Raw genomic sequence first — 11,777 nt, forward strand, 5'->3', positions numbered from 1 at the left:
AATGTATATGAAAAAGAACATTAAAATATTATTAGCAGAAGATGACAAAAACCTTGGAGAAGTTCTGAAAACTTATCTGGAGGTAAAAGGGTTTACCACAATGCTTTGTGTAAATGGTGATGATGCGTTAAATGCTTATATGGCAGAAAATTACGACCTCTGCGTTTTTGATATAATGATGCCCTTAAAAGATGGCTTTACGCTGGCAAAAGAAATCAGGAAAAAAGATAAAAAAATCCCTATACTTTTTTTAACAGCCAAGTCCATGCAGGAGGATATTCTTAAGGGTTTTCAGCTTGGTGCTGACGACTATATCACAAAACCTTTCAGCATGGAAGAACTTTTGATGCGTATGACAGCAATATTGCGCCGTTCAGCGGGAAACGAAAAAACAGGAGTCCCAGTTCATACTTACAAACTTGGAAATTATATATTTGATAATACCCGGCAGTTGCTGGCTTTTCAGAACAATGAGCAGAAGCTGACTTCTAAGGAATCTGAACTATTACGCCTGCTTTGTGAATATGCCAACGATGTTCTTGACCGCAGTATTGCGTTAAAAGAAATCTGGCATGACGATAGTTATTTCAATGCAAGAAGCATGGATGTTTATATAACAAAGCTGCGCAAGTACCTGAAAGAAGATAATAGTGTGGAACTGATAAATGTTCACGGAACAGGGTTCAAGCTGGTTGGAAACATTGAACCTGTTTAAGAAAATCACAGCATTGGAAAATATTGTTTTATCTTGCCGCCAACAGGTCAACAGAAATGTGTACCTTTGTGCTCTTAAATTTTATACTAAATGGAAACAATTATGACTCAAAAGATTGCATATAAAGTCGCAGATATTAACCTGGCAGAATGGGGCAGAAAAGAAATTGAAATTGCCGAAAAGGAAATGCCGGGGCTTATGGCTTTACGCGAAAAATATGGAAAAGAAAAACCATTAAAAGATGTAAGAATTTCCGGCTCTTTGCATATGACGATACAAACAGCCGTACTTATCGAAACACTAAAAGAACTCGGAGCTGATGTGCGTTGGGCAAGCTGTAATATTTTTTCAACCCAGGACCACGCTGCGGCAGCTATCGCCAAAACAGGTGTCCCCGTATTTGCATGGAAAGGCGAAACCCTCGAAGATTATTGGTGGTGCACGCTTCAGGCATTATCTTTCCCCGGAGGAAAAGGCCCGCAACTTGTGGTTGATGACGGCGGTGATGCCACTTTACTGATTCACAAAGGATATCATGCGGAAAATGATGCTGCAATTCTTGATAAAAAAGCAAACAGCAATGAAGAACAGGTAATCCTCAACCTGCTGAAAAAAGTTCTGCTTGAAGAACCCGGGAAATGGCATAATCTGGTGAAAGACTGGAAAGGTGTTTCGGAAGAAACCACCACCGGCGTTCACCGTCTTTATCAAATGTTTGAAAAAGGAGAACTCCTTGTCCCGGCCATAAATGTGAATGATTCCGTTACCAAATCGAAATTTGATAACCTTTACGGCTGCCGCGAATCGCTTGCCGATGGAATAAAACGAGCTACGGATGTGATGATAGCAGGAAAAGTGGTAGTGGTTTTAGGTTACGGCGATGTGGGCAAAGGCTGTGCAAAATCCATGAGGTCTTACGGCGCCCGTGTCATTGTAACTGAAATTGATCCGATATGCGCCCTTCAGGCGGCCATGGAAGGCTTTGAAGTTTCGCTGGTGGAAAACACTCTGGCAGAAGGGAATATTTTTGTTACCACTACCGGAAATCGCGATGTTATTACCGTTGAGCACATGGCAAAAATGAACGACCAGGCTATTGTTTGCAATATTGGGCATTTTGATAATGAAATTCAGGTGGATAAACTGGAAAATTTTCGCGGAATTAAGAAAATTACCATTAAGCCACAGGTTGACAAATACATTTTCCCTGATGGCCATGCCATCTTTATGCTTGCCGAAGGCCGCCTAGTTAACCTGGGTTGTGCCACAGGGCATCCTTCCTTTGTGATGAGCAATTCATTCACCAATCAAACCCTTGCCCAGATTGATTTATGGAAAAACAGGGACATTTATAAAATTGATGTTTACAGGCTCCCAAAATATCTTGACGAAGAAGTTGCCCGCCTGCATCTTGAAAAAATCGGAGTTAAACTGACAAAACTTACAAAAGAACAAGCCGATTACATTGGTGTTCCGGTTGAAGGGCCATACAAGGCAGAACATTACAGGTATTAGCAGTTAGCAGTTAACAAGTGCAGGGCAAATTTTTTAAGCATATACAGAGATTTGGTTTTTTTACATGAAGTGATGACATGTTGAGGAAAATAGAAAAGACAATAAATATAATTATAGTATTTTTATTTATACTTTTTGTCATTTCCTGTGCCAATATTGTTTCACCATCGGGCGGGCCCAGAGATAATATTCCCCCTATGGTAAAGTCTTCCGAACCGGCAAATTATGCAGTAAATTTTAAAGATAAAAAAATAAAAATTACTTTTAATGAGTATGTTTCCCTGAAAGACCAGGCCGGCCAGGTGGTGGTTTCGCCGCCCACCGATGAAGAATTTGAATTTGGTATCAAAGGAAAATCCATCATCATTAATTTGCCCGACAGCCTGAAAGATTCGACCGTATATACGATTTATTTCGGAGAGTCTGTTTGTGATATAACAGAAGACAATCCCATTTCCAATTATGAATTTTCTTTTTCAAGAGGCGGCATTATGGATTCATTGCAAATGCAGGGTATAATCATAGATGCACTCTCTCTGGAGCCGGTAAAAGGCGTTTATATTATGCTTTATGACAACGACGAAGATTCAACTCCCGTAAAGCAAAAACCGCTTTATATTACAAAAACCAACGCAAAGGGGAAGTTTATTCTTAAACACATTAAGCCCGGCAGGTTTAAAATATTTGCACTGTCAGATATGAATTCAGATTTGTTATTCAACCAACCCAACGAAAGTATTGCTTTTTCCGATAGTCTGCGAACGCCACAATACATCAATAAAAAATCTGACAGCCTGGCAAAAGCGGATTCCACCTATGTGCCGGAAGTTGTCAGAAATATTGAACTTAAAATGTTTTTACAGCCCGATTCTGTTCAAAAATTGTTGAAAGCACGTTCAGAAGTTTACCGGCAGATTAAATTGATTTTTAAGAATCCGGTAAAAGAGTTAAAAATAAATGTGTTGAACAAAATTTTACCCGAAAACTGGAAAACAGATGAATTCTCACTAAGCAAGGATACACTTACCTGCTGGCTTATGGACCCGGATGCAGATTCCCTGAAACTTGAAATTGTTGATGATGAATATATTGTTGATACTGTGACGATTGCATTAAGGCAAAAGCCAACAGATGATAAAAAGCCACACAAACCCGGTGGTAAAAATGTTGAGGAAATAAGCAAATTGGCATTATCATCTTCTGCAAGTTCAGGTTCGCTGCCTTATTATAAACTCCTGCTGCTGAAATGTGCAAACCCTCTTGCCTCTTTCGATTCATCGAAAATCATTTTATCTGAAAAAAAAGACAGCCTGTTGATTCCGGTTACTTTTAGAGCATCTCTGGATGAAAATCCTGTAAAAAGGACATGTGTCATAAATTATGACTGGCAGCCAAAAACTACATATAATTTACTCGTATTGCCAGGAGCTTTTACCGACATTTATAAATTGACTAACGACAGCCTGAAAGTTACTTTTACAACAAACAGTCCGGAAGATTATGGTAAATTATTTTTTACATTAAAGCATGAAAGCATTGAAAAGAAGTATCTCATTCAATTATTAACTGAGAGCAATACTCTTATTTCTCAGAAAAATGCAGGTAACAACCAGATTGTTTTCGAGAATTTAATACCGGCAAATTATAAAATTCGTATTGTTGAAGATGTAAATAAAAATGACAAATGGGATACAGGAGATTATTTTAAAAGAAAACAACCTGAGCCGGTATTTTACTTCCCCCAGCAAATAAATATACGTGCAAACTGGGATACCGAATTTGATTTTGTGCTGCAATAAATAATGATTGTTTGTTAAAAACCTAATTTGGTAGTTAATAATTATTTTTAACTATTTTTAACATTATTGTTTAAAGAAGTGTATTTTTGCAAAAAAATATTATGAATATTTCACATATTGAACACATCGGAATTGCAGTTAAAAACCTTGAAGAAAGCATAAAATACTACGAAAACGTATTGGGTTTCAAGTGTTATGCTGTGGAAGAGGTGGCTGAACAGAAAGTAAAAACGGCATTTTTTATGGTTGGCCAGACGAAAATTGAATTGCTTGAATCAACAGATCCGGAGGGACCTATTGGCAGATTTATCGAGAAAAAAGGAGAGGGTATACACCACATAGCGTTTGCTGCCCGCGATCTCGAATCATCATTGACCGAACTGGAATCCAAAGGGGTACAATTGATCGACAAAACACCGCGTAAGGGCGCCGAAGGCCTGCATATTGCTTTTTTGCATCCCAAATCAACCATCGGCGTACTGACTGAATTATGTGAAGACAAAAACAAAAAGTGATCCGCAAGGATATTTACACTGAAAAGTAAAAAGAGTATCATAAATTCCTGAATGTAAATAATATAAAAAAATTACAATATGGCTTTACAAGACAAAATAAAAGAGCTGCTCGACAAACGGGAACAGGCAAAACTCGGCGGAGGCCAAAAACGCATTGATTCACAGCACAAAAAAGGAAAACTCACGGCGAGGGAAAGAATAGACATGCTTTTGGATGAAGGCAGTTTTGAGGAGTTTGATATGTTTGTAACCCATCGTTGTACAAATTTTGGGTTGGAAAAAGAAACGTACATGTCGGATGGTGTTGTTACCGGATATGGAACCATTGACGGACGTATGGTGTATATTTTTGCTCAGGATTTTACGGTTTTCGGCGGTTCGCTTTCAGAGACCTTTGCACAGAAAATCTGCAAAGTAATGGATATGGCCATGAAAGTAGGTGCCCCGGTCATCGGCATCAACGACAGCGGCGGAGCCCGCATTCAGGAAGGCGTTACCAGCCTTGCCGGATATGCTGAAATTTTTCAGCGTAATATTATGGCATCGGGTGTTATACCTCAGATTTCAGCCATTTTCGGCCCTTGTGCCGGTGGCGCCGTGTATTCTCCTGCCTTGACGGATTTTATCATGATGACCAAGAAAAACAGTTATATGTTTGTGACCGGCCCCAAGGTGGTAAAAACCGTTACCGGAGAAATAATAACGGATGAAGAACTCGGTGGCGCCATGATTCATGGAACAAAATCCGGCGTCAATCATTTTGTGGCAGAAGATGAACAGGAAGGGTTTATGCTGATAAGAAAACTTCTGAGCTATCTTCCGCAGAACAACCTCGAAGATCCACCCTTAGCGCCCTGCGACGATCCTATTGATCGTCTGGAAGATTTTCTCAACGAGATCGTTCCCGATAATCCAAATAAACCTTATGATGTAAAAGATGTTATTCACGCTATCGTAGATGAGGGTGAGTTCTTTGAGGTCATGAGGCATTTTGCCCCAAACATTGTGATCGGGTATGCAAGGTTTAACGGTATGTCGGTCGGTATTGTAGCGAATCAGCCCAACTACCTTGCCGGGGTGCTTGATATCAATGCCTCGCGCAAAGCCGCACGTTTTGTACGCTTCTGCGATGCCTTTAATATTCCTCTGGTTACTTTGGTCGATGTGCCGGGATTTTTACCGGGTACCACTCAGGAATACGGCGGGATTATCATTCATGGCGCTAAACTTTTATATGCTTATGGCGAAGCTACAGTGCCCAAGGTTACTGTAACGCTGCGTAAATCTTATGGCGGCGCCCATGATGTGATGAGTTCCAAACAACTGAGGGGGGATATCAACTATGCATGGCCTTCAGCGGAAATCGCTGTTATGGGACCCAAAGGCGCTATTGAAGTTTTATTCCAGAAAGACCTCAAGGAAATAACTGATGAAGCAGAAAAAGAAAAATTCATCGCCCAGAAGGAAAATGATTACAAGGATAAATTTGCCAATCCCTACCAGGCGGCAAAATACGGATATATTGACGATGTGATCGAGCCGAGAAATACCAGGTTCCGGGTGATTCGCGCACTGCAGTCGCTGGCAACAAAAAAGGATTCCAACCCTCCGAAAAAACATTCCAACTTACCACTTTAATTGTACAGTTATGGCAGTTTTTAGAAAGAAAAAAATAGAAAAACCTTTGGTCGAAGAAGTGGTTCAGGAAACCAACTTTGATGAAATCGCGGCCGTAATTGCTATGGCAATAGATATGCATGTCAGGGATATTCACGATTACGAAAAAACTGTATTGACCATTCAGAAAGTTATGCGGCCCTATTCACCCTGGAGCTCAAAAATTTATGGATTGCGCCAGACCCCGTTGCATATTCCCCGCCAAAGATTTAAATAATAGTCATTAATCTAAATAACCGAGATATGAGTAAATATAAATTTCAAATAAATAAAAATCAGTACGAAGTCGAAATATCCAATATTGATGATAATATTGCAGATGTTTTAGTTAACGGCACTTCATACAAGGTTGAAGTTGACAAGTCGTTGCAGACGACAAAAACGCCAAAACTGGTACGGACTGTAGCTGTACCTTCGACAGATGCATCGCCTCAGACTGCCAAAACCTCATCGCCTTCTGCTCCTAAAGGAAGCGGCGTGGTCAAATCCCCCCTGCCGGGTATCATTTTAAACATTTATGTTAATGTTGGCGATTCCGTGTCGATCGGGCAAAAAATAATTACTCTTGAAGCAATGAAAATGGAAAACAATATCAATTCTGATAAAGAAGGGAAAGTAACCAATATCAAAGTTAAAAAGGGTGATGCTGTTATGGAAGGTGATGTTCTAGTGGAAATTAATTAATTTGGTATATTGTTATGAATCCTGTTACAATTTATTGGATCGTTTTTATTGCGTTATTCATAGTGGTTTTTTTAATAGATTTTTATGTTACCGATCACCGGAAAGGCCAGTTGACGGTAAAAACTTCGTTGAAATGGACCGCACTATGGATCAGTATCGCTTTGCTTTTCGGAGTTTCTCTTTATTTTTTCTTTCCGCAAAATCCCGATAGTGCAGTAAAAACAGGACCTGTGATGATGACGAAATTCATTTCAGGGTATTTAACGGAATATTCTCTTTCGGTTGATAACCTTTTTGTTTTTATCATGATCTTTTCTATGATGGCGGTAAGTGCAAAAAATCAACCCCGTTTGTTAAAACTGGGGATTTTAATCTCCATCGTATTGCGCATATTGTTTATTTTAGTGGGAATGGAACTTGTGGAACAATTCCATTGGATCATATATATATTTGGCGCTATTCTTATTTGGACCGCCTACAAAATGGCTTTTACCAAAGAAGATGACCAGGTTGATCCTACAAAAAATATTCTTTACAAAGGTGCATCAAAGCTTTTTCCTGTTGACCCGGACAAGGATCCTCATAAATTTATACATAAAATAAACGGGAAATGGCACATAACATCCATCTTGCTGGTGCTTCTGGTACTGGGGTCTACCGATGTTTTGTTTGCGGTGGATTCTATACCTGCTATTATTGGCGTTATCAAGGAAGGTGCGACCAACATTTTAACACCCGGGGAAGAAAATTTTATTGCCATAACCTCCAATGTTTTTGCTGTGATGGGACTGATTTCTTTATTTTTCGCACTTAAAGGAATTATTGGCCTGTTCCGTTTTTTAAAACACGGGGTCAGTTTCATACTTTTCTTTATTGGCGCTAAAATGTTAGTGTCGGCTATTCCTGCCGTAGGGAAATTTTTCTCCATGCACTCATGGGTTTCCTTAGTAGTAATTGTCTCTACCTTGACCCTGTCCATTCTTCTATCTATGGTTATCTCAGAAAAAAAAGAAATCAATGAATTAAAAGAAGAAGTTGAAACTTTGAAGGATGATATATTAGATTAAAAAACAATATTTATACAATAATTAAATAATAGTCTTATGGATTTTGAAAGCTTGTTACCGGTTCTTTATAGTATTACATGGCAAAACCTGGTAATGATCGCTGTGGGTTTAACACTCATTTATCTTGCCATCGCTAAGCAATACGAACCAAATTTATTACTGCCCATGGGTTTTGGTGCAGTGTTAGTGAACATCCCTTTAACTTCAGCACTTACCCAAATTGATCCGGTAACCGGAAAAGCACTGGAAGGAGCTTTAACAGTTTTTTACGAAGCCGGTATTGCCAATGAAGTTTTCCCGTTGCTTATTTTCATAGCTATCGGGGCGATGATTGATTTTTCTCCTTTGTTTAAAAATCCTTTGTTGTTATTATTCGGTGCAGCCGCCCAGTTTGGTATATTCCTGACCATGATGGGTGCGACATTGCTCGGATTCGACTTGAAAGAAGCCGCTTCTATAGGTATTATCGGTGCTGCAGATGGCCCGACTTCCATTTTTGTATCTGCGAGGTTTGCTCCGGAGTTGTTAGGTCCTATTTCTGTGGCTGCCTATTCGTATATGGCTCTGGTGCCCATCATTCAACCTCCGGTAATCCGCTTGCTGACAACCAAAAAAGAACGTTGTATTCACATGGAAGCCCATGCCAAAAACGTATCAAAAACTTCGCTCATACTTTTTCCAATAATTGTAACCATATTTGCCGGTATCATAGCTCCTTCCTCGCTTGCACTCATTGGATTTCTGATGTTTGGCAACCTGATAAGAGAGTGTGGTGTGCTGAATAAGTTATCGTTGGCTGCACAGAATGAATTATCAAGCATTGTTACTATCCTGCTGGGGATTAGCATCGCAAGCACTATGACTGCCGAGCGATTTGTAAGGCTGGACACCCTGATGATCATCGGCTTGGGACTGGTTGCTTTTATCTTCGATACGTTTGGAGGAGTTATGTTTGCCAAGGGTATGAATATTTTCCTGCCTGCACGCAAGAAAATCAATCCTATGGTCGGCGCCTGCGGTATTTCCGCTTTTCCGATGTCGGCCCGTGTAATACATGGTATGGGGCAAAAAGAAGACCCTACCAATTATTTGCTCATGCATGCCGTGAGTGCTAACGTAGGCGGGCAAATCGGCTCTGTTGTTGCCGGAGGCCTTATTCTGTCGTTGATTCCGTTATTTTGTTAAACAAGGAGGCGAATATGAATAATTTTGAAGCAGCATTAGAAAATTTTGAATCAGCATTAGAAGTTACAGGCCTGGGGATGCTCGGCATTTTTTTATTTATGATAATTTTCTTCTTTGCCATCAAAGCAATAGACAAATTATTTCCTCATAAACAAAAATCTGAGTAGCATCTGTTGTTTGGAGCTTTAGCACCGGAATCTGTTCCGGCGTTGATGGTTTGTGGTTAATCAATACATTGAAACTACTGCCCCCAACGAATTTGCGTAATATCGAGGTGGGGGGTATCCCTCTGGATTCCATAGATTTAAAGTAGCTGAAAAATTTTAACAACCTTTTGGTTTCCGAATATTCAACCTGGTTGGGTTGTACCTCCATCAGTATGTGTTATATCAATAAAGTTAATTGTCTTCGGCTGAAATACTTCATAAGAAAGTTCTTCATTGCAATTATTTACCAATGCGCAAAGTATGGGATACTTCAGTTTAATATCGAGGTTTTCAGCGATACAAAGCAGTGATGTCCCCCTTGAAATTTCCTGTGTAATACCATTGTTTATTCACCTGACCTTAATATTCTGATTGAAAGCTTGTTTTTGAGTCATTTTGATTTTTAATTTATTAACATAGTAATACGAATCATTAATACAAAAACATTTAACGTAGGCTTAGGTAATTATGATTTGCAGATTTAATTAAAATTATTTTTTACATTTTTTATTCAGTCGCGTTAGAATTAAAAGATAAAGATTATTAAAAAAAAATTTATATTTTTGTTGACCCCAAAACACGGGTAAATATTTTTTCATGGAGAATTATATTGTTTCAGCTCGTAAGTACCGCCCTTCTACTTTCGAAATGGTTGTGGGTCAGGACACTATCACTTCAACCCTGAAAAATGCCATAAAAAACGATAAGCTGGCCCAGGCTTTTTTATTTTGCGGACCACGTGGTGTTGGTAAAACCACCTGTGCAAGGATTTTAGCTAAAACAATAAACTGCCAGAACCTTAAAGATAACTGTCAACCCTGCGATGCATGCCCTTCTTGTGTATCCTTTAACGAACTAACATCTTTCAATATACACGAACTGGATGCTGCATCAAATAATTCTGTTGATGACATACGAGCTTTGGTTGACCAGGTGCGCATACCTCCTCAGGTTGGAAAATATAAAGTGTATATCATTGACGAAGTTCACATGCTATCATCTGCCGCATTCAATGCGTTTTTAAAAACACTTGAAGAACCCCCTTCGTTTGCAAAATTTATTTTAGCCACAACAGAAAAACACAAAATACTTCCCACTATTTTATCCCGCTGCCAGATATTTGATTTTAAAAGAATTACAGTGGAAGGCATGGCTTCTTATCTTGCATATGTTGCCGAATCCGAAAAAATTTCCGCCGATACCGACGCCCTGCATACCATAGCTCAAAAAGCCGACGGTGCTATGCGCGATGCACTTTCTATTTTCGACCAGTTAGCTATTTCCACAAACAACCGCATCACATTTCAGTCTGTTATTGATAATTTGAATATTCTCGATTATGAATATTATTTCAAGATGACGGAAATAATCCTTGAGAGCAGATACTTCGATGCTTTAAACCTTATTGATACTATATTGGAAAATGGTTTCGACGGACAGATATTTCTGGAGGGATTTGCTTCGCATCTCCGTAACCTCTTGGTTTGTAAAAATACATCAACACTGAATCTTCTCGAAGCAAGTGAAAATATTAAAAACAAATATGCCCAGCTTGCCAAACAATGTGACGATGATTTCATAATCAGAAACTTAGATATTGTCAACCGTTTTGATTTTGAGTATAAAAGCAGCAACCACAAGAGGTTGCATCTGGAGCTGGCGTTTATTAAAATGTGTAGTCTAAATGAAGGCCCAGCAGAAAATGCCCAGACTTCATATCCGCTGAATAAAAAAAAAACTGAGCCGGTAGAAAAAAAAGCGGAAGATAAAAAAGAAACTTCCTATACATACACTGACAAGCCCGATTTTACAGAAAAAAACGAAATTAAAAAAGCTGTATTATCCGCCGGAAAAATAATTTCCATTACAGAGGATAAAGAAAAAACACATACCATCGCTGAAGAAAAAAAGATTGATTATGGCAACGAAACTATTACTTCTGAGTCTTTAGAAAAAGCCTGGGACGAGATGGCCAGCCAATATGAAAAACAAGCAAGTTTTTACAGAGCACTGAAAAGCAGAAATCCGGAAATAGACGAAACGGGAAATATTTATTTTTTGTTTGACAACAAAATTCAGTATAGCGAATTCAAAACAAAAAAGCCCGAAATACTTCACAAATTAAGAGTTGCTTTAAAAAATGGTAATGTGGATATTGACGGAGGAGTGTCCGAAATGACGGAAGATAACACTCAGCCGTTCACTTCTGAAGAAAAATACCGCAAAATGCTTGAAAAAAATCCTGATTTAAAGAAATTTAAAGATAGCCTTGACTTGGAAATTGAATAAAAGAGTTGTAATTCATATTGAAAAAATTGAGAAGGCTCGCAGAGGTCAAAATAATTTAAAGCTTATATAAAAACTAATTTGTAACATTTAAACCCACAACTTGTCCATATAAACAAAATTAACTT

The 11,777-nt window shown here is 38.8% G+C and carries 11 protein-coding genes; 10 read left to right on the forward strand and 1 reads right to left on the reverse strand.

The window, feature by feature from the left end; all coding sequences use genetic code 11:
* Nucleotides 1-7: 7 nt before the first annotated feature.
* The 9 genes from M0R16_01945 to M0R16_01985 all read left to right on the forward strand — a co-directional run bounded on the left by M0R16_01945 (nucleotide 8) and on the right by M0R16_01985 (nucleotide 9,157).
* Complete coding sequence (locus M0R16_01945) at nucleotides 8-715, forward strand: response regulator transcription factor (protein MCK9611642.1); 708 nt, start codon at nucleotides 8-10, stop codon at nucleotides 713-715.
* 90 nt (nucleotides 716-805) lie between these two features.
* Nucleotides 806-2,230 (forward strand): adenosylhomocysteinase, encoded by a 1,425-nt coding sequence (ahcY, locus tag M0R16_01950; GenBank protein MCK9611643.1) that lies wholly within the window; start codon nucleotides 806-808, stop codon nucleotides 2,228-2,230.
* Between the two features lie 77 nt (nucleotides 2,231-2,307).
* On the forward strand, nucleotides 2,308-4,029 hold the full coding sequence (locus M0R16_01955; GenBank protein MCK9611644.1) for an Ig-like domain-containing protein: 1,722 nt from the start codon (nucleotides 2,308-2,310) through the stop codon (nucleotides 4,027-4,029).
* A gap of 101 nt (nucleotides 4,030-4,130) precedes the next feature.
* Nucleotides 4,131-4,544: a methylmalonyl-CoA epimerase gene (gene mce, locus M0R16_01960; protein MCK9611645.1), complete on the forward strand. Its 414-nt coding sequence runs from the start codon at nucleotides 4,131-4,133 to the stop codon at nucleotides 4,542-4,544.
* A gap of 78 nt (nucleotides 4,545-4,622) precedes the next feature.
* A complete protein-coding gene (locus M0R16_01965; protein MCK9611646.1) occupies nucleotides 4,623-6,182 on the forward strand; it encodes an acyl-CoA carboxylase subunit beta in 1,560 nt (519 codons plus the stop codon).
* Nucleotides 6,183-6,192: 10 nt separating this feature from the next.
* Nucleotides 6,193-6,438, forward strand: a complete 246-nt coding sequence (locus M0R16_01970) for a hypothetical protein (protein MCK9611647.1) — start codon at nucleotides 6,193-6,195, stop codon at nucleotides 6,436-6,438.
* Between the two features lie 26 nt (nucleotides 6,439-6,464).
* Nucleotides 6,465-6,905, forward strand: coding sequence for a biotin/lipoyl-binding protein (locus M0R16_01975; protein MCK9611648.1), 441 nt, complete (start codon nucleotides 6,465-6,467; stop codon nucleotides 6,903-6,905).
* A 14-nt stretch (nucleotides 6,906-6,919) separates the two neighbouring features.
* Nucleotides 6,920-7,972, forward strand: coding sequence for a TerC/Alx family metal homeostasis membrane protein (locus M0R16_01980; GenBank protein ID MCK9611649.1), 1,053 nt, complete (start codon nucleotides 6,920-6,922; stop codon nucleotides 7,970-7,972).
* A 36-nt stretch (nucleotides 7,973-8,008) separates the two neighbouring features.
* Complete coding sequence (locus tag M0R16_01985) at nucleotides 8,009-9,157, forward strand: sodium ion-translocating decarboxylase subunit beta (protein MCK9611650.1); 1,149 nt, start codon at nucleotides 8,009-8,011, stop codon at nucleotides 9,155-9,157.
* Between the two features lie 120 nt (nucleotides 9,158-9,277).
* Here the strand turns inward: M0R16_01985 and M0R16_01990 are convergent, their stop codons facing one another.
* Nucleotides 9,278-9,532 carry a hypothetical protein gene (locus M0R16_01990; GenBank protein ID MCK9611651.1) on the reverse strand — a complete coding sequence of 85 codons (255 nt, stop codon included), beginning with the start codon at nucleotides 9,530-9,532 and terminating at the stop codon, nucleotides 9,278-9,280.
* A gap of 428 nt (nucleotides 9,533-9,960) precedes the next feature.
* On the opposite strand from M0R16_01990, the gene dnaX reads away from it, so the two are divergent.
* Nucleotides 9,961-11,652, forward strand: coding sequence for a DNA polymerase III subunit gamma/tau (gene dnaX / locus M0R16_01995; GenBank protein ID MCK9611652.1), 1,692 nt, complete (start codon nucleotides 9,961-9,963; stop codon nucleotides 11,650-11,652).
* The last annotated feature ends 125 nt before the right edge of the window (nucleotides 11,653-11,777 follow it).

It is taken from the genome of Bacteroidales bacterium (assembly GCA_023228145.1).
Classification (GTDB): domain Bacteria; phylum Bacteroidota; class Bacteroidia; order Bacteroidales; family CAIWKO01; genus CAIWKO01.

What these genes read in the sequence shown, in the direction of transcription:
- M0R16_01955 (MCK9611644.1), top strand. Translation starts at nt 2,308, where the DNA reads ATGTTGAGGAAAATAGAAAAGACAATAAATATAATTATAGTATTTTTA.
- M0R16_01975 (MCK9611648.1), top strand. Translation starts at nt 6,465, where the DNA reads ATGAGTAAATATAAATTTCAAATAAATAAAAATCAGTACGAAGTCGAA.
- M0R16_01985 (MCK9611650.1), top strand. Translation starts at nt 8,009, where the DNA reads ATGGATTTTGAAAGCTTGTTACCGGTTCTTTATAGTATTACATGGCAA.
- dnaX (MCK9611652.1), top strand. Translation starts at nt 9,961, where the DNA reads ATGGAGAATTATATTGTTTCAGCTCGTAAGTACCGCCCTTCTACTTTC.
- M0R16_01980 (MCK9611649.1), top strand. Translation starts at nt 6,920, where the DNA reads ATGAATCCTGTTACAATTTATTGGATCGTTTTTATTGCGTTATTCATA.
- ahcY (MCK9611643.1), top strand. Translation starts at nt 806, where the DNA reads ATGGAAACAATTATGACTCAAAAGATTGCATATAAAGTCGCAGATATT.
- M0R16_01945 (MCK9611642.1), top strand. Translation starts at nt 8, where the DNA reads ATGAAAAAGAACATTAAAATATTATTAGCAGAAGATGACAAAAACCTT.
- M0R16_01990 (MCK9611651.1), bottom strand. Translation starts at nt 9,532, where the DNA reads ATGGAGGTACAACCCAACCAGGTTGAATATTCGGAAACCAAAAGGTTG.
- mce (MCK9611645.1), top strand. Translation starts at nt 4,131, where the DNA reads ATGAATATTTCACATATTGAACACATCGGAATTGCAGTTAAAAACCTT.
- M0R16_01965 (MCK9611646.1), top strand. Translation starts at nt 4,623, where the DNA reads ATGGCTTTACAAGACAAAATAAAAGAGCTGCTCGACAAACGGGAACAG.
- M0R16_01970 (MCK9611647.1), top strand. Translation starts at nt 6,193, where the DNA reads ATGGCAGTTTTTAGAAAGAAAAAAATAGAAAAACCTTTGGTCGAAGAA.